The 16853-nt window shown below is 62.5% G+C and carries 15 protein-coding genes; 9 read left to right on the top strand and 6 right to left on the bottom strand.

Annotation, left to right across the window (positions count from 1 at the left end; all coding sequences use genetic code 11):
• Nucleotides 1–336 precede the first annotated feature (336 nt).
• Nucleotides 337–1779 (top strand): PAAR domain-containing protein, encoded by a 1443-nt coding sequence (locus tag AC3IX1_RS16520; protein WP_489384990.1) that lies wholly within the window; start codon nt 337–339, stop codon nt 1777–1779.
• The gene (locus AC3IX1_RS16515; protein WP_489384989.1) at nt 1776–2390 is read left to right on the top strand and encodes a hypothetical protein; all 615 of its coding nucleotides are present in this window, start codon (nt 1776–1778) and stop codon (nt 2388–2390) included. The genes AC3IX1_RS16520 and AC3IX1_RS16515 overlap by 4 nt, the downstream gene beginning before the upstream one ends.
• Nucleotides 2391–2563: 173 nt before the next feature.
• Here AC3IX1_RS16515 and AC3IX1_RS16510 read toward each other — a convergent pair whose 3' ends face one another.
• Nucleotides 2564–3742: a trans-sulfuration enzyme family protein gene (locus tag AC3IX1_RS16510; RefSeq protein ID WP_489384988.1), complete on the bottom strand. Its 1179-nt coding sequence runs from the start codon at nt 3740–3742 to the stop codon at nt 2564–2566.
• Nucleotides 3739–5115, bottom strand: a complete 1377-nt coding sequence (locus AC3IX1_RS16505) for a pyridoxal-phosphate dependent enzyme (RefSeq protein WP_489384987.1) — start codon at nt 5113–5115, stop codon at nt 3739–3741. Before AC3IX1_RS16505 ends, AC3IX1_RS16510 begins: the two co-directional genes overlap by 4 nt.
• Nucleotides 5116–5389: 274 nt before the next feature.
• On the opposite strand from AC3IX1_RS16505, the gene AC3IX1_RS16500 reads away from it, so the two are divergent.
• From AC3IX1_RS16500 to AC3IX1_RS16475, 6 genes are all read left to right on the top strand, one after another.
• Nucleotides 5390–6751 carry a flavin-containing monooxygenase gene (locus AC3IX1_RS16500; protein WP_489384986.1) on the top strand — a complete coding sequence of 454 codons (1362 nt, stop codon included), beginning with the start codon at nt 5390–5392 and terminating at the stop codon, nt 6749–6751.
• The gene (locus tag AC3IX1_RS16495) at nt 6751–7161 is read left to right on the top strand and encodes a RidA family protein (RefSeq protein WP_003201555.1); all 411 of its coding nucleotides are present in this window, start codon (nt 6751–6753) and stop codon (nt 7159–7161) included. The genes AC3IX1_RS16500 and AC3IX1_RS16495 overlap by 1 nt, the downstream gene beginning before the upstream one ends.
• A 10-nt stretch (nt 7162–7171) precedes the next feature.
• The gene (locus AC3IX1_RS16490; RefSeq protein WP_489384985.1) at nt 7172–7846 is read left to right on the top strand and encodes a DUF1028 domain-containing protein; all 675 of its coding nucleotides are present in this window, start codon (nt 7172–7174) and stop codon (nt 7844–7846) included.
• Nucleotides 7839–9008 carry an acetylornithine deacetylase gene (gene argE / locus AC3IX1_RS16485; protein ID WP_489384984.1) on the top strand — a complete coding sequence of 390 codons (1170 nt, stop codon included), beginning with the start codon at nt 7839–7841 and terminating at the stop codon, nt 9006–9008. The genes AC3IX1_RS16490 and argE overlap by 8 nt, the downstream gene beginning before the upstream one ends.
• A gap of 35 nt (nt 9009–9043) precedes the next feature.
• Nucleotides 9044–10084 carry an ABC transporter substrate-binding protein gene (locus AC3IX1_RS16480; RefSeq protein WP_489384983.1) on the top strand — a complete coding sequence of 347 codons (1041 nt, stop codon included), beginning with the start codon at nt 9044–9046 and terminating at the stop codon, nt 10082–10084.
• Between the two features lie 241 nt (nt 10085–10325).
• Nucleotides 10326–11393, top strand: coding sequence for a GGDEF domain-containing protein (locus AC3IX1_RS16475; protein WP_489384982.1), 1068 nt, complete (start codon nt 10326–10328; stop codon nt 11391–11393).
• On the opposite strand, the gene AC3IX1_RS16470 is transcribed toward AC3IX1_RS16475, so the two are convergent.
• The 4 genes from AC3IX1_RS16470 to AC3IX1_RS16455 all read right to left on the bottom strand — a co-directional run bounded on the left by AC3IX1_RS16470 (nt 11390) and on the right by AC3IX1_RS16455 (nt 15548).
• Nucleotides 11390–11749 (bottom strand): cupin domain-containing protein, encoded by a 360-nt coding sequence (locus AC3IX1_RS16470; protein WP_489384981.1) that lies wholly within the window; start codon nt 11747–11749, stop codon nt 11390–11392. The two genes, AC3IX1_RS16475 and AC3IX1_RS16470, sit on opposite strands and share 4 nt — an antisense overlap.
• Before the next feature lie 13 nt (nt 11750–11762).
• The gene (locus tag AC3IX1_RS16465) at nt 11763–13160 is read right to left on the bottom strand and encodes an NAD(P)/FAD-dependent oxidoreductase (RefSeq protein ID WP_489384980.1); all 1398 of its coding nucleotides are present in this window, start codon (nt 13158–13160) and stop codon (nt 11763–11765) included.
• Nucleotides 13161–13231: 71 nt separating this feature from the next.
• Nucleotides 13232–14515, bottom strand: a complete 1284-nt coding sequence (locus AC3IX1_RS16460) for a nucleotide disphospho-sugar-binding domain-containing protein (protein WP_489384979.1) — start codon at nt 14513–14515, stop codon at nt 13232–13234.
• A gap of 100 nt (nt 14516–14615) precedes the next feature.
• Nucleotides 14616–15548 carry a GntR family transcriptional regulator gene (locus AC3IX1_RS16455; RefSeq protein ID WP_489384978.1) on the bottom strand — a complete coding sequence of 311 codons (933 nt, stop codon included), beginning with the start codon at nt 15546–15548 and terminating at the stop codon, nt 14616–14618.
• 199 nt (nt 15549–15747) lie between these two features.
• Between AC3IX1_RS16455 and AC3IX1_RS16450 the strand changes: the two genes are divergently transcribed.
• Entirely contained in the window at nt 15748–16803 is a 1056-nt protein-coding gene (locus tag AC3IX1_RS16450) for a polyamine ABC transporter substrate-binding protein (protein WP_353741056.1), read from the top strand.
• Nucleotides 16804–16853: the final 50 nt, after the last annotated feature.

Below are 16853 nucleotides of genomic sequence, written 5' to 3'. Positions count from 1 at the left end.
ATTATAGGGAGTCTTGCGTGCCAGACCAGCAAAACCTGTAGGAGCGAGCTTGCTCCGGGCGGCGCTCCGACGATGCACGTTAACGATTACGCGTGCAGGCTGGGAAAATACGGTTTCCTTCACACTTTTCGCCGGAAGACCGTAGCAGAAGGCGATTGATTCTCCATTTCCTACATACATCCCGGAAACGTCCTATTTACGTGTATTTCCCCTGCGTTAAACCTGTGCGCCGCGCATTGCCGTGCCCCCGTTTTCACTCAGGAGCAGACGCAATTTGCTTGTTGGCGGGTGCACTGAGTGCCCGCACAAGTCGTCAACAGACAGGGAATTCAAGCAATGACAGAGGGATATTTCATCCGCAAGGATGACTGGACCACCTGCGGCGGCAAGGTGCTGGATGCCGATTGCTACCTGATGATGTTTGACTTTGCCGCCGCGTGTGCCGGGGACCCGGTTTCCTGCGGCAAGGACAACAGGATCTACGTCATCGTCAGTGGCATTTCACACATCGAAAGTCACGGCAGATTGCTGGCCGGCACGCTGGACAGCTTCAGCAGTTGCCCCTGCAACGCCAAACTGATTCCATCCGTGCTCGATACCACTTACTGCAACGAAGAGGCCCCGGCGCCACGGACGGCCTCTCAACCGGAAACTCCCTCCGCCCCCGGCAATCGCCACGCCGGCTTTACCTCGACGCCGAAACCCTCCGCCCCGACCTTCAGCGAATGGCAGGGCCGGGTCTGCGAGAACTTCTGGCGCGGGTATCAACAGCGAGTCGAAAACATCGTGGCGCCGGGCGGTCAACTGATTACCGACCCCAAGGCACGCAACCAGGCGATCAACGCCGCCTACGCCCAGCTGTGGCGCCACGACCCGCGTTTCCAGTGGGCCGGCCTGGCCGCCTTCGCCTCCAAGCAGGTGGGCTGCGGCTTGCTGCACGCGGCCGAATCGATCGACAGGATCCAGGCCGAATACCAGGCTACAGAGCACCTGAAGTACAGCGCCAGACAAGGACTGGTGGGCTTGCTCAGCGGCAGCGAGCGGGAAAAACGGGCGAAAATACGCGAGTTCGAACAGCGCCAGCGCGACTACGAACAGGCCAACCGTGACAACCCGGTGCCGGGCGGCACCCTCGGTGCTGGTGACGACTCGCTGTCGTACGCACAACGGCTGTACCGGTTCGTCTACGAAATGCTGGCGATGGGCAATACCACGCTGTTTCTGGATGTGTATCCATTGCATGTGTTCTACAAGGAGCGGGGGTTGGCGGCGTTGAAGGATTGTCTGGCTTCACGGAAGGACATCTATGGGAGTGGCGAGCATTCGGTGTTGTGGCCGGTGGGGCAGGAAAGGCTGAGGTTCGGGACTGACTACAAGGAAATCCTCCTGGCGTTTGAGGCGATTGAGGCGGGTAATATCGCGGAAAGCGTCGCACTTCTTGCCGAGCACGAACAGGTCAATATCTTGCAACCGGCGATGTACAACGATAGCGGAATGAAATGGTTGCTGCGCGGCAACCATGCCTCCTACGTCACCAACTTGCCCTCCGGGGCCGCTCAGGCCATCGAACTGACCCTGGCCAGCCAGTGCCGCCCCGTCGATGACGGACGCACCATTGGTTTTGGCGACAACCCCATTGCCAACCTGGCCGATGTCAATCAGCGCATGGCCTTCGTGCTCAGAGCGGCGAAGCAGTTTGATGAGCTGCTGCATAGCGACAAACGCCATCTGATTGAGCAATCGATTCGGGATATCGCCTCGGGTGGGGGTGTACGATGAATCTGATGCACCGCCTGGGCTGGCGGCGTGGCATGTTGGTACTGGCTATCACATCCCTCCTGACGCTTTCAGCGATTGAAATGCTATCGGACGAACCGGAAATCGCCTTGGTGATTGGCGAGCCTTACGAGGCCATGCGCCAGCGCTCCAGCGCAAGTATCGACCCCGCCATACCGGGCCAATCATGGTTCAACGTTCCCAAGTCAGATGCCCGTCTTCGTTTCACAGACCCTCAATTCAGCTTTGTAACCCCTTTGGCCCGATTCTTTACCGTGAGTTTTACTGACGAGAAGGTGAGGAGTGTCCGCATGTCCCCACAAATCGAGCCGCTATTGCTCGATGACACCCTCAAGGTCGTGCTGGATCTGCAAGACCAATTGCGCGCAGCCGGCTGGACCCCGATCCGAATCGAGGAAGATCCACCATTCGCCGACACGCCGCAATGGCGAGCCCGATTGCGCGACGTGAACAAGGGCGGCACCTCCTATTGGCATGCGGGAGACAAGTATCAGGTGATGCTGGTGGTTCATCGTTTCAAGGACAACAAGCGCCCCACGGAAGAGCGCTACCTCATCACACTGGCACTGGCCACGCCGTGGACGAACCCTTGACCCTGTATAGCCAGCCGTTGCCGGTTGAAGACTTGCAAAAACGCCTGAAATATCACCACCCGTTGTAAGCGAGCTTGCTCCGGGCGGCGTTCCGACGATAGCGGAGTGTCAATCTGCGTCATTGCCGACTGATCCACCGCTATCGCGAGCAGGCTCGCTCCTACAGGGATTTATTACATCCGCGCCAACGCCTGAGCCAAATCAGCCCGCAAATCCTCCACATCCTCAACCCCCACCGACAACCGCACCAACCCGTCGCCAATCCCCAGCTCTGCGCGGGTGGCGGGTGGGATGGTGGCGTGGGTCATGATCGCCGGGTGTTCGATCAGGCTTTCCACTCCGCCCAGGCTCTCGGCCAGGGCGAAGATCTGCACGCTCTCGAGGAAGCGTTTGGTGCCAGCCAGGTCGCTGTTGAGGTCGAGGGAGATCATTCCGCCGAAACCGTGCATTTGCCGTTGGGCCAGTTCGTGTTGCGGGTGCGAGGGCAGGCCGGGGTAGTAGACCCGCGACACTTGCGGTTGGCGCTCCAGCCACTGCGCCAGTTCCAGTGCGTTACTGCAATGGCGCTCCATGCGAAGCGCCAGGGTCTTGACCCCGCGCAGGGTGAGGAAGGCGTCGAACGGGCCGGCGATGGCGCCGACGGCGTTTTGCAGGAAACCCAGGCGCTCGGCCAGTTCGGCGTTCTGCCCGACCACGGCGATGCCGCCGATCACGTCGGAGTGGCCGTTGAGGTATTTGGTGGTCGAGTGCAGCACGATGTCGAATCCCAGTTCCAGCGGGCGCTGGATCCACGGGCTGGCGAAGGTGTTGTCGGCCACGCAGATGATGCCGCGCGCGCGGCAGGTGCGGGCGATGGCGGCCAGGTCCGTGAGGCGCAGCAGCGGATTGCTCGGGGTCTCGACCATGACCATGCGGGTGTCGTCTTGCAGGGATGCCTCGAACGCCGCCAGGTCGGTCAGGTCGACGAAGCTGAAGCGGTGCCCGGCGCTGCGCTGGCGCACCTTGTCGAACAGGCGGAAGGTGCCGCCGTACAAGTCATTGCCCGAGACGATGTGCGAGCCGGCGTCGAGCAGTTCCAGCACGGTGGAAATGGTCGCCAGCCCCGAAGCGAAGGCAAAGCCCCGGGTGCCGCCTTCGAGGTCGGCCACGCAGCGCTCCAGCGCCCAGCGCGTCGGGTTGTGCGAACGCCCGTAGTCGAGGCCTTTGTGCACCCCGGGGCTCTGTTGCAGGTAGGTGGAGTTGGCATAGATCGGCGGCATCAGCGCCCCGGTCGAAGGGTCCGGCACTTGCCCGGCATGGATCACGCGGGTGGCGAAGCCCCGTGGCGGGGCATTTTCATCGTGCTGACTCATGGCAGGGATCTCCGCAAATGGTTGAGCATGTCGGTTCGGGTAATCAGGCCGTGGAAGCCCGAGGCATCCTGAATGATTGCCACCAGTCCACGGCCCAGTTCTGCCTCCAGATCCGCCAGTGAGGCGCCGGGGGACAGGGTTTGCAGTTTGTCGGTCATGGCGCTGGAGACGGTCTTGCGAAAGTGCGCAACGTCTTCATGCACGCCCAGCAGGATGTCGGACTCGTCGATCACGCCGACCAGTTGCTTGCCATTCACCAGCACCGGCAGTTGCGAGACATCCGCCAGACGCATGCGCTGGAACGCGGTGAGCAGGGTGTCGTCGGGGCCGACGCTGATCACCCGGCCATCCTCGAAACGTCGCGCGATCAGGTCGCGCAGGTCGCCGTAGTGCTTGCGTTGCAGCAGACCCTGATCGTTCATCCACTGGTCGTTGTAGACCTTCGACAGGTAACGCGTACCGGTGTCGCAGACGAAGCTCACCACCCGTTTCGGCTGGGTCTGTTCGCGGCAGTAACGCAGGGCGGCGGCCAGCAGGGTGCCGGTCGACGAGCCGCCGAGAATGCCTTCGGCGCGCAGCAGTTGGCGGGCGTGGTCGAAGCTTTCTTCGTCGCTGATCGAATAGGCGTGGCGCACGCTGGACAGGTCGGCAATCGACGGAATGAAGTCCTCGCCAATGCCTTCCACCGCCCACGAACCGGGGGTGGGGAGGGTGCCATTGCGGCTGTATTCGGCCATCACCGAGCCGACGGGGTCGGCCAGGACCATTTCCAGGTCCGGCTGCACCCGTTTGAAGAAGCGGGTCAGCCCGGTGAGGGTGCCGGCCGAACCGACGCCGACGACGATGGCGTCCACATCATGCTGGGTTTGCGCCCAGATCTCCGGCGCGGTGCTGCATTCGTGGGCCAGCGGGTTGGCGGGATTGTTGAACTGGTCGGCGAAGAACGCATCGGGAATTTCCGCCGCCAGCCGTGCGGCGACGTCCTGGTAATACTCGGGATGGCCCTTGCCGACATCGGAGCGGGTGATGTGCACCTCGGCGCCCATGGCCTTGAGGTGCAAGACCTTCTCGGTGGACATCTTGTCCGGCACCACCAGCACCACCCTGTAGCCCTTGGCGCGACCGACCAGGGCCAGGCCGAGGCCGGTGTTGCCGGCGGTGGCTTCGACGATGGTGCCGCCGGGACGCAGGCGGCCATCGCGTTCGGCGGCATCGATCATCGCCAGACCGATACGGTCCTTGATCGAACCGCCGGGGTTCTGGGATTCGAGTTTGAGAAACAGGGTGCAGGGGCCTGTATCGAAACGGCTGACGCGCACCAGCGGGGTATTGCCAATCAGTTCGAGCACGGCAGGACGGGAATTGTCGGGCATGTCATCACTCCTTGCGTGAATCCGCACTGGATGGACAGCAATCCGCGCCGGGTCTTCGCGCCGGTCGCGGGTATTGCATCGCTTGGACCATAGGCCGGGATCGGGTTGTCCGCAACCTTGCACAGCCAACCGGTCGCCTCGACGCTTTTTCCTCGCCAGCGACCACAAAAAACATAATTTCGCTAATTCCCGGCTCCGAACAGAATGCGGCCAACACCCTGACACCAATAGCGGCAGCAGAAGAACAACAGTGATCAGAATCGAGGCGGCAGCCATGACCGACCTGAATCAAACCACCTTTCAGAAGTGCACAGCCATGACAGTTGATAAAACCGCAATTGATACGCTTGTTGTTGGCGCCGGCCAGGCCGGCGTGGCCATGAGTGAACACCTGAGCAAGCTCGGTGTGCCGCACCTCGTTGTGGAGCGCAATCGTATCGCCGAAGCCTGGCGCACCGGTCGCTGGGATTCGCTGGTAGCCAACGGCCCGGCCTGGCACGACCGCTTCCCGGGGCTGGAATTCGACGGTCTGGACCCGGATGCCTTCGCCGGGAAAGAGCAGGTGGCTGAGTACTTCGAAGCCTATGCCCGCAAGTTCAACGCGCCGATCCGTACCGGCGTGGACGTGAAGAAAGTCGAACGTAACATCGACCGTCCCGGTTTCACCGTTGAAACCTCTGATGGCGTGATCGAGGCCCGGCACGTGGTGGTCGCCACCGGCCCGTTCCAGCGTCCGGCCATTCCGCCAATCGCTCCCGAAATCGCCGGCATCACCCAGATTCACTCCGCCCAGTACTACAACCCGCAGCAACTGGCCGAAGGTGCGGTGCTGGTGGTGGGCGCCGGTTCCTCGGGCGTGCAGATCGCCGATGAACTGCAACGTTCCGGCAAGCAGGTCTACCTGTCGGTAGGCGCCCACGATCGTCCGCCCCGTGCCTATCGCAACCGTGATTTCTGCTGGTGGCTGGGGGTGCTGGGCGAGTGGGATGCCGAAGCCATGCAACCGGGCAAGGAACACGTGACCATCGCCGTGAGCGGTGCCCGTGGCGGCCACACCGTGGACTTCCGCCGACTGGCCCATCAAGGCATGAGCCTGGTCGGCCTGACCCAATCGTTCAATGGCGCCGTGGTCAGCTTTGAAGACAACCTCGCCGACAACATCCGCCGCGGCGATGAAAACTACCTCGCACTGCTCGACAAGGCCGACGCCTATATCGAACGCAACGGCCTCGACCTGCCACTGGAGCCGGAAGCCCGGGCCATGCTGGCCGATCCGGACTGCGTGACCAGGCCGATTCTCGAGCTCGACCTGGTCAAGGCCGGTGTCACCACGATCATCTGGGCCACCGGTTACTCCACCGACTACAACTGGCTGAAGGTCGATGCCTTCAAGGAAAACGGCAAACCGCAGCACCAGCGCGGCGTGTCGGCCGAGCCCGGCGTGTACTTCGTTGGTTTGCCGTGGCAGTCCCGTCGCGGCTCCGCGTTTATCTGGGGCGTTTGGCACGACGCCAAGCATATCGCCGATCACATCGTTAAACAGCACACCTATCTCAACTATCGGGATGCGACCCAGCGTCAAGCCGACGCCGCCCGTGCACCTCTTCAGAAAGCCAGCCTCATGGGAGTTCGTTAATGCCTACTCATACCCGCATCCGCATGTTCAACACCAAAGACACCTACCCGAACCAGACGCTGGACAACGACCTGTGCCAGGCCGTACGCGCCGGCAACACCGTGTATGTGCGTGGTCAGGTCGGCACCGATTTCAACGGCCAACTGGTGGGCCTCGGTGATCCGCGCGCCCAGGCCGAGCAGGCCATGCGCAACGTCAAGCAACTGCTGGAAGAGGCGGGCAGCGACCTGAGCCACATCGTCAAGACCACCACTTACCTGATCGACCCGCGCTATCGCGAGCCGGTGTACCAGGAGGTCGGCAAGTGGCTCAAGGGCGTGTTTCCGATTTCCACCGGTCTGGTGGTCAGTGCCCTCGGCCAGCCGCAGTGGCTGATGGAAATCGATGTGATCGCTGTCATCCCTGAATAAGGAATTCGCCATGACTTTTTCCATCGTGGGTCGCTGCGCCGAGACTGGCCAGCTGGGCATTGCCATCAGCTCCTCGAGCATTGCCGTCGGCGCGCGCTGCCCGTGGCTGCGTGCCGGTGTCGGCGCGGTGTCGAGCCAGAACATCACGTTGCCGGCCCTCGGCCCGCAGATCCTCGATGAACTGGCCAACGGCTCGGCGCCGCCCCAGGCGCTGGACCATTCGTTGACCCGCAACGGCTACAGCCAATACCGCCAGGTGGCGGTGGTCGATGCCCATGGGCGCACGGCGGTGTTCAGTGGCAACCATGCGCTGGGCATCAACAATGCGCTGGCCGGTGACCAATGTGTGGCGGCCGGCAACCTGCTGGCCAACAGTGGGGTGATCGAGGCGATGGTCGCGGCCTTTGAAAACAGCGAAGGCTGCCTCGCCACCCGGCTGATGAATGCCTTGCAGGCCGGGCAGGATGCCGGTGGCGAAGCCGGCGCAGTGCACTCGGCGGCGCTGTCGGTGGTCGGTGACCTGACCTGGCCGGTTGTCGACCTGCGGGTGGATTGGGCCGATGAAAACCCGATTGGCGAGCTGGGCAAACTGTGGACGGCCTACGAGCCGCAATTGCAGGACTACCTGACCCGCGCCCTCAATCCGACCCTGGCCCCCGCCTATGGAGTGCCCGGCGATGAGTGAGTTGCGCAGCCGCGCCATGCTCGCGCGGTTGATCGGGTTCGCCACGGTCAGCCGCGACTCGAACCTGGAGCTGATCGAGTTTGTGCGTGATTACCTGCACGAACTGGGCGTGGATTGCGAGCTGATCTACAACGCCGAGCGGACCAAGGCCAATCTGTTGGCCACGGTCGGCCCGCGTGTGGCCGGCGGCATCGTGCTGTCCGGTCACACCGATGTGGTGCCGGTGGACGGTCAGGCCTGGACAGTCGAGCCGTTCAGCCTGAGCGAGGCGAACGGCAAGCTATATGGGCGCGGCACCGCGGACATGAAGGGCTATCTGGCCTCGGTGCTGGCGGCCGTGCCGATGTTTCTGGCCCGCCCTTTGAAGCGCCCGGTGCACCTGGCGTTTTCCTATGACGAAGAGGTCGGCTGCCTCGGCGTGCGCGGCTTATTGGAAGTGCTGCCTCAACGTATCCCGGCCCCGGCCTTGTGTCTTATCGGCGAGCCGACCGAACTCAAGCCGGTGCTTGGCCACAAGGGCAAGCTGGCGATGCGTTGCCACGTACGCGGCGCCGCTTGTCATTCGGCCTACGCGCCTTATGGGGTGAACGCCATCGAGCAGGCCGCGCGCCTGATCGGTCGGCTGGGCGACATCGGCGCCACCCTGGCTCGCCCGCAATTGCACGACAAACGCTTCGATCCGGCGTTCTCGACCGTGCAGGTCGGAGTGATCCAGGGCGGTACGGCGCTGAATATCGTGCCAGCGGACTGCCGTTTCGATTTTGAGATCCGCGCCTTGCCGGACTTCGCCCCGCAAGTGGTCGTCGATGAACTTCAGGACTACGCCGAGCAGACGTTGCTGCCGGCCATGCAGGCCGTGGACACCGCTACCGGTATCCGCTTCGAAAAAATCTCCGCCTATCCCGGCCTGGCGACGCCCGCCGACAGCGCTGCGGCCCGGCTGATTGCCCGGCTGTGCGACAGCGACGAGTTCAGCACCGTGGCCTTTGGCACCGAAGGCGGGCTGTTCGATCAGGCCGGCATCCCTTCGGTGGTCTGCGGTCCCGGCAGCATGGACCAGGGGCACAAGCCCGATGAGTTTGTCAGCGTCGAACAGATGGCGGCCTGTGACCGCTTGATGGATCGCCTGGCTGCGTACTTGAGTGAATCCGAACACCCATAACAACAATGGGTCGACAAGACCCGAGGAAGCGATCCATGTCCAGATCCTTGCGTTGCAGTGTTCCGTTTACCCTGGCGTTGCTCAGTGCCAGCGTGTGGGCGGCCCCCCAGGACCTCACCGTGATTTCCTTCGGTGGCGCCACCAAACAGGCCCAGGATAAGGCCTACTTCCAGCCCTTCAACGCCAGTGGCGCGGGCAACATCATCGCCGGGGAATACAACGGCGAACTGTCGAAGATCAAGGCCATGGTCTCGGCCGGCCACACCAGTTGGGACGTGGTGGAAGTCGAAAGCCCCGAGTTGTTGCGCGGCTGCGAGGAGGGCCTGTTCGAGAAGCTCGATGCGGGGCGCTTCGGTGATTCGGCGAACTTCGTGCCGGGTGCGTTAACCGAGTGCGGGGTGGCCACTTACGTCTGGTCGATGGTCATGGCCTATGACCAGAGCAAGCAGGCCAAGGCGCCGCAGTCCTGGGCGGACTTCTGGAATGTCGCCGACTTCCCGGGCAAGCGCGGCCTGCGCAAGAGCGCCAAGTACACCCTGGAAATCGCGCTGCTGGCCGATGGCGTGAAGGCTGACGATGTGTACAAGGTCTTGAAGACCCCGCAAGGCGTGACACGGGCCTTTGCCAAACTCGACCAGATCAAGCCGAATATCCAGTGGTGGGAGGCGGGCGCACAGCCGGCGCAGTGGCTGATCGCCGGCGACGTGGTGATGAGCGCGGCCTATAACGGCCGGATTGCCTCGGCGCAGAAGGAAGGCATGAAGCTGAGCATCGTCTGGCCGCAGAGCCTGTACGACCCGGAATACTGGGCGGTGGTCAAAGGCACGCCGAACAAGGCATTGGCGGAAAACTTCATCGCGTTCGCCAGCCAGCCGCAGACGCAAAAAGTCTTCTCGGAAACCATCCCCTACGGGCCGGTGCATCGCCAGACCCTGCCATTGCTGCCCAAGGACGTGCAGGACCAACTGCCGACCGCCGAAGCCAACCTGGCCGGCGCCCGGGCCGTGGACGCGGAGTTCTGGGTCGACCATGGCGAGGAGCTTGAACAGCGCTTCAATGCCTGGGCTGCGCGCTGATACAGACACCACATAACCCCTGTGGGAGCGAGCCTGCTCGCGATGAGGCCATCAGATCCAACATCGTCGTTGGTTGATACACCGCCATCGCGAGCAGGCTCGCTCCTACAAAAAAGCTGGGTGCAATACCTCGGGCGTACCGGGTTGCAATGATTGTGTAATTCGGGATGGTCGTTTGCCGGGCGTATCGCTATGCTCAGCGAGTTTTCCAAACGCCAATGATAACAATCACAGTGAAACCATGAGCCAATCAGACACGCGTGCGACTGTTCTAGCGCTGTATCCAGAAGACTCCCGCGAGGCCGCGGCATTGCTCAAACAGGCAGTGCCGCTGATGGTTCGTCACAACATTCCGCCCAACCCGGTGCATTACGCACTCTGGTACACCTACAGCAAGGGCCAGGAGCCGGAGCTCAACCGGCATCTGGACCGGGTGGTCAACGACTTCGACTGTTTCCCGCCGGAGTCGGCCGCCAAACTGTTTCGCGAGTACATCATCCGCGATGAACTGGCGGACGCCCGCTCCGGGCAGCAGGACGCAATCAACCTGGTCGACGACATGGAGCGCGATGTTTCGCGCAGCGTGAGGGGTAACCAGAACTTCCAGGCCAGCCTGGGCCAATACCTGCAGATGCTCGAAGAGCCCGCCAGCGAGCGTTTGCCGAGTATCCTGAGCGAGCTGCAACAGAGCACCCGGCTGATGCAGGGACAGCAGGAGCATTTCCTCGCCCAGTTGCAGTCGGCGCAGCATGAAATCAAGAGCCTGCGGGACAAACTCGAACGCGCTCAATTGGCCGCGACCCTCGATGGCCTGACCGAGTTGTTCAATCGCACCACCTTCAACCGCCAGCTTGAAAAGGCCCTGAGCAACGTGGCGACGGGTGTGGCGCTGGTGATGCTGGATATCGACCACTTCAAGCAATTCAACGACCAGTACGGCCATCCCTTGGGCGACCGCGTGCTTCAGCATGTCGCCCGGGTGTTGCGCGACTCGCTGCCCGGCGAAGCGTTCGCGGCACGTTACGGCGGCGAGGAGTTCTGTGTGGTGCTCAAGGATTGCCCGGATCTGGCCGCCGGGGGCGCTTTTGCCGAGCGCCTGCGCCTGAAGATCCAGTCGCTGCGGGTCAAGGCCCGGGGCACCGACACGGTGCTGGACACCATCACCGCGTCGTTCGGCGTGGCCCATGCACAACCCGGCGACACACCGGAAAGCCTGTTGACCCGTGCCGACGACGCGTTGTACCAGGCCAAGCGCAATGGGCGCAATCAGGTGCGTCAGCAGCCTGATGTAGCGGTCGGGGCCGTTTAGCCGAGGATGAAGTAGACCTTGCGCACCGTGGTGAGGTTTTCCCAGGTGCCATTGAATCCGCTGGCGACCACGAAGGAGTCACCGGGGCCGAACGTGCGCGCGACGCCCTCGGCATCGGTCAGGCGCACGCTGCCTTCGAGGATGTGACACAGCTCGTCGTAATCGCACTGGCAACGCTCGCGGTGCGGTCCCGCCTCCCAGATGCCGGCCACGGCGTTTTTCCCGGGCTGCACAAAGTGCCGCCAACTCTTGCTGTGATAAGGCGCATCGACCACGGCCGGGTCGTTGATTTCAATTTCACGGGGGGCAAGGTCACTGGCGAAGTCGATGACGTGCCGGGGCAGGGCTGTGGACATGGTGGTCTCCGGATCAGGAATCGAAACCGATGCCAAAGGCATCGAAGGTCTTGAGCAGCAGGTCGCGGTGACCGTCGCGGTCCTCTCGCGCCAAAGAACGCTGGGCCAGTTTCACGCCGACATAACGCAAGGGTTCGGGCGGAAAGCGGAACGGCGCCTTGGAAATCATCAGCAGTTCGGTGCGTTCGGTGCGCTCGCCGGCCAGCAGGTCCAGCATGTTCAGCGCGGCGAAGCGGCTGGCGGACACCCCTTGCCCGGTGAAGCCCAAGGCATAGGCGACGCGACCCTGGTGTTCGCAACCGGTGAACATCGTGGTGCGCGCGGAGGTGTCGATGATGCCGCCCCAGGCATGGCTGAAGCGCACATCACGCAGCGCCGGGAAAGTCTGTTGAAACTGTTCGGCCAGGCGCTGGAAGCTTTGCGGGCGCTGGGTCAGGGCTTCGTCGCGGCGCCCGCCGAAATGGTAGATGGCGTCATAACCGGCCCAGAGAATGCGGTTATCGGCGGTCTTGCGCAGGTAGTGGAACTGATTGCCGGCGTCGGCGATGCCGTAGCGCCCGGTCCAGCCGATGGCCTGCAACTGCACGGCGCTCAAGGGTTCGCTGACCAGGCTGTAGTCGTAGACCGGGATCACGCTCGATGCCAGATGGCCGAGCAATGGCGGGGCGATGTTGGTGGCGAGGGCGATTTTGCCAGCGGTCACTTCGCCGCTTTCCGTACGCAGACGCAGGTTGTCTTTGTCTGCGCTCAGTTGCAGCACCGGACTGTTTTCGAACAACTGAATCCCTTGTTCAAGGCAAACGCGGCGCAGTTCGGCGGCCATTTTCGCCGGGTTGAGCAGGGCGTAGTTGGGTTCGAACAGGCCGGCCGCATAGGCAGGTGAGTCAAGTTTCTGCGCCAATTCGCGACCTTCCAGCCATTCGCAGTCAATGCCGAAGTGCGCGTAGTTGCGTTGCATTGAGCGCAAGCCGTCGACCTGCCACGGTCGGGCCGCGACGTTGAGTTTGCCCTGGCGTTCGAACTCGACCTGCATGCCGAAGCGATCGAGGTCGGCGGCCAGCTCATCGAGGTTCTGCCGGCCGAGGCGGATCAGTTGATCTGCTTCATCCGGCCAGCGCTTGAGTGCATTGGACACACCATGGGAAATGCTCGGTGCGCAGAAACCGCCATTGCGTCCGCTGGCTTCGCCACCACAACGGCGTGCCTCGATGATCGCGATGCTCATGCCCGGGTTGCGCTGGCGTGCCAGCAGTGCCGTCCACAATCCGGTGAATCCGCCGCCGACCACGGCCAGGTCGCACTGCACCGTTCCGGCTACGGAAGGTGCAGCGGGGGGCGGCATGACGGTGTCCTGCCAGAAGGGATGGGGCAGGACGTGGTCGAGCGCATCGAGACGCGGTGGGGCATTCATGCTGAAACTCCGGCGGTGTGTCGGGCAGCGACGATTGCGTTCGGTTGTCCGACGGTTTTTTGTTGTTATGGCTAGAGGTCTGGAAGCGCAAGAATTGCCCGCGCGGCAATCTCGGTGCCGCGGGTCGCCTGCATGCGCTCGCTGAACGACTTGAGGCGTTGTTTCATCGCTTGGTCGGCCAGCAGTTGTTCGAGGGCGGCGGGCAGGGCGGCCAGGGGGTCGGCAAAGCGTGGCAGGTAGCGGCCGACGCCGACTTCCTCGGCGCGGGCGGCGTTGTCGTGGCCGTCCCAGCAATAGGGAATGATCAGCGACGGCAGGCCGAAGTACAGCGCCTCGCAGAAGCTGTTGTTGCCACCGTGGTGGATGAACAACTGGCATTCCTTGAGTACCGCCGGCTGGGCAAACCAGCTGTCGAGGTACACGTTGTCCGGCACGGTGGTGTACATGTCGCGGTAGGCGCCGACGTTGACCAGGAAGCGGTACGGCAAGGTTTCGATTGTGCTGATCAGGCGCTTCATCATCCCGGTGTCGGCGGCGCCGAGGCTGCCGAAGCTGAGGTAGATCAGCGGCGCGTCGTTGTGCCGTGGAAAGTCCGGGACGATGTACGGCGCTTCGCGGCGTACGCAACCGTCGAGGTACACGTAGCACTGCGGGTCCAGCGGTTGCTGGCGCTCATAGCGTACTGGCGTCGGTGACAACAGCAGGTTCAGCCATGGCGAGTCGGTGAGGAACTGCCCCGCTGGGCACGGCGCCGTATTGTTGCCGAGGAGAAATAGTGAAAAGCGTTCATGGGCCGGTGCGACAGCCTTCAGGTACTGCTCGGAATATCGCTCGCAGGCCTGGGTGTCACTGGCCAGGCATCCGGACAGGTACGGCGGAACAGCGGCGTCCGGCAGTTCGGTTTCCGCGCAGGACACCACCCGCACCCACGGGCAGCCGGCATTGGCGATGGCCGGGAACATCACCACGTTGTCGAGCACGATCACGTCGGGCTTGAGGCGACCGAGCAACTGCTGCAAGGGTTTTTCCGCTTCGATGGCGGTGTCGATGATGGCTTCCCAGGCCGGCGCCACGTAGCTGTCGATCTGTGCCAGCGGGGTCTGATCGAAGTAGGGAATGCTGCGCTCGATGAAGCGTTCCCAGTAGTGCTGGTGTTCCGCCGCCGACAACGGGCTCACCTGCGGAATCGGGTACTCGTCGAAACCGTATTCGGCGAACAGCCCCTGGAAATGTTCATGGCAGATGAACACCGGTTTGGCGCCCAGCTCACGCAGCGACTGAGCGATACCAATGCAGTTCAAGGCCGCGCCGAAACTGGCTTCCGGAAACAGGGCGATCAGTTTTTGTTTTTGCATGGCGAGGGACTGTCCATGGCGGGTCAGCCCCGCCGCTCCTGAAGGTGTTTTGGATGCTGTCTTATTTTCAGAAAAAAATCACCATGTTTTTGCGGGCTGTTTAGCGACGCCCGAACAGATGGCTTTGCGGGATGCCACGGTTGGCGGTCTGCGGGCGTTGCGCGGCACTCAGGCGCAGGTGCAGGCGCAGCAGGTCGGCGGCGATCTCCATCTGCCCGCGTTCGATCTGCGCGATGATTTGCAGGTGTTCGCGCAGTGCTTCCTGCAGGCGGTGCACGCTCACCGAGGGCAGCAGGTTCGGCAGGCGCCGCAGGCCCTGGTGCTGGAGCAGGGCATCGCTGATGAAGCGGTTGCCGCAGCTCTGGGCCAGCAGTTCGTGGAAGCTGATGTCCAGTTCGCGAAACTGTTGGATGTCGAAGTCTTCCACGGGGCGCGCGAGCAGGCTTTGCGTGGCGCTGCGCAACAGCGCCAGGCGTTGCGGGTCGGCGTTGAAGCTGGGGCTGAGCAGGGCTTCGGGCTCGAGGATCAGGCGGAACTTCAGGCTTTCTTCGAGGGCGGCCAGGCTGTTCAGCGATGGGCGAAACAGCCAGGACTGGCCGGGGCCGCGCTCGATGGCCTGGCTTTCGCTCAATTGCTGCAGGACCTTTTGTGCCGCCGGCCGGCCGATGTCGTAGCGGCGCATCAGCTCGCTGATGCTGATGCTGTCGCCCAAACGCCCGGCCATGCGGTCGCGCAGTACCGAGGCGGCCAGTTCTTCTTCCTCGGCTTGCGGCAAGGCAGCGTTGAAGGCCTGGCCCGCCGGTGAGGCCAGCAATCGGTAACCCTTGCCGGCTTCGTGGCTCAGCAGGTTTTCTTCCAGCAGCACTTTCAGCGCGCCGCGAATCAGCGTGCGCGAGACCTGGAAGGTCCGGGCCAGGGCCTGTTCGGCCACCGGGTCGCCGGCCACCAGGCCGCTTTCCTGGGTGTGCTCGAGGATGCGCCGGGCCAGTTCCAGGTGATTGGTGCGCGGTTTTTTTTCGGCTGTCGTGCTCAAGCGTCTTTTCTCGTTGTGATCCGCTGTCGGACTCAGTTGCCCATCTTATGTCATGCGCTGGCCAATCGTCAGGCTGGAAAAAATGCGTTGACATCTTTTGATACTGGTCCTAATTTCTAAAAAAAAACACCAGTAATCGTTTTTCGTTTTGCCGTACTGCCTTCGAACACAACAATAAACAATCGTCGGGTGAGTATTTATGAGCAAGCTGAATGATCTTCTGTGCGTGGGATTGGCCGTTTCCCTGGCAATCGCTTCACAGGCTGCAAGTGCGAAAGACATGGTGATTTCCATCTGGGACGGCTACATGGCCCCGGATGCGCTGGAGAAGTTCAAGGCTGCCAGCGGTGTGGACGTCGACAAGGCGCTGCACGCCACCAATGAAGAAATCATGGGCAAGCTGATGGCGTCCGGTGGTGAAGGGTACGACGTGGTGTTCGTCTCCTCGCCCTTCGCCGAAGTCCTGCACAAACAGGGGCTGCTGGCGGACATCGATCCGGTCAAGGTCCCCAACCTGAAAAACCTCTACCCCGAAGCCACGCATCTGGAATATGACCAGGGCAACCGGTTCTCCGTGCCTTACACCTGGGGCACCACCGGCATCTGCTATCGCTCCGACAAGGTGACGCCGGCGCCACAGAGCTGGAACGAGCTGCTCAACCCGAGCGATGCCCTCAAGGGCAAGGTGACGATGCTCGCCACCGACCGCTGGATGCTCGGCGCCGGTTTCCTCGCCAAGGGCTGGTCGGTCAACGACAGCGACCCCGCGCAAATCGCCGCGGTTCGCGATCAACTGATCGCCACCAAGAAACGCATCCTTTCCTTCGACGACACCACCTTCTACTCCAAGCTGGCCTCCGGCGAATCGCTGATGGCCCACGCCTGGGACGGCTGGTGTAACTACGGCACCCAGGCCAACGCGGCGATCAAGTTCGTGGTGCCCAAGGAAGGTTCCGACCTGTGGGTGGACACCATGGTGGTGCTCAAGAGCTCCAAGCACCAAGACGAAGCCTTCAAGTTCATCAACTTCATGCTGGCCAAGGAAAACCACGCCTGGGTCGCTGAAAACATCCTCTACAAAGTCCCCAACCAGGCGGCAATGGCCGGGTTGTCCGCGGACCTGCTCAAGCAATACCCCAATTTGACCATGACGCCGAGCGAGCTGGTGAAGATGGAGCAATTGCGCGACCTGGGCGGCACCACGCAAAAGGCCTACACCCGCGCCGTCACCGAAATCATGGCGGCGCAGAACTAACGCCACGTCGATCCGAGGCATGCCCGGCATGCCTCGCCACGCTCGCAAGC

Source organism: Pseudomonas sp. KH_046_2 (genome assembly GCF_057838985.1).
This window is presented reverse-complemented; position numbering and strand designations above follow the sequence as displayed.

Coding starts and splice junctions, on each gene's coding strand:
- AC3IX1_RS16520 (WP_489384990.1), top strand. CDS start 337: ATGACAGAGGGATATTTCATCCGCAAGGATGACTGGACCACCTGCGGC.
- AC3IX1_RS16515 (WP_489384989.1), top strand. CDS start 1,776: ATGAATCTGATGCACCGCCTGGGCTGGCGGCGTGGCATGTTGGTACTG.
- AC3IX1_RS16510 (WP_489384988.1), bottom strand. CDS start 3,742: ATGAGTCAGCACGATGAAAATGCCCCGCCACGGGGCTTCGCCACCCGC.
- AC3IX1_RS16505 (WP_489384987.1), bottom strand. CDS start 5,115: ATGCCCGACAATTCCCGTCCTGCCGTGCTCGAACTGATTGGCAATACC.
- AC3IX1_RS16500 (WP_489384986.1), top strand. CDS start 5,390: ATGACCGACCTGAATCAAACCACCTTTCAGAAGTGCACAGCCATGACA.
- AC3IX1_RS16495 (WP_003201555.1), top strand. CDS start 6,751: ATGCCTACTCATACCCGCATCCGCATGTTCAACACCAAAGACACCTAC.
- AC3IX1_RS16490 (WP_489384985.1), top strand. CDS start 7,172: ATGACTTTTTCCATCGTGGGTCGCTGCGCCGAGACTGGCCAGCTGGGC.
- argE (WP_489384984.1), top strand. CDS start 7,839: ATGAGTGAGTTGCGCAGCCGCGCCATGCTCGCGCGGTTGATCGGGTTC.
- AC3IX1_RS16480 (WP_489384983.1), top strand. CDS start 9,044: ATGTCCAGATCCTTGCGTTGCAGTGTTCCGTTTACCCTGGCGTTGCTC.
- AC3IX1_RS16475 (WP_489384982.1), top strand. CDS start 10,326: ATGAGCCAATCAGACACGCGTGCGACTGTTCTAGCGCTGTATCCAGAA.
- AC3IX1_RS16470 (WP_489384981.1), bottom strand. CDS start 11,749: ATGTCCACAGCCCTGCCCCGGCACGTCATCGACTTCGCCAGTGACCTT.
- AC3IX1_RS16465 (WP_489384980.1), bottom strand. CDS start 13,160: ATGAATGCCCCACCGCGTCTCGATGCGCTCGACCACGTCCTGCCCCAT.
- AC3IX1_RS16460 (WP_489384979.1), bottom strand. CDS start 14,515: ATGCAAAAACAAAAACTGATCGCCCTGTTTCCGGAAGCCAGTTTCGGC.
- AC3IX1_RS16450 (WP_353741056.1), top strand. CDS start 15,748: ATGAGCAAGCTGAATGATCTTCTGTGCGTGGGATTGGCCGTTTCCCTG.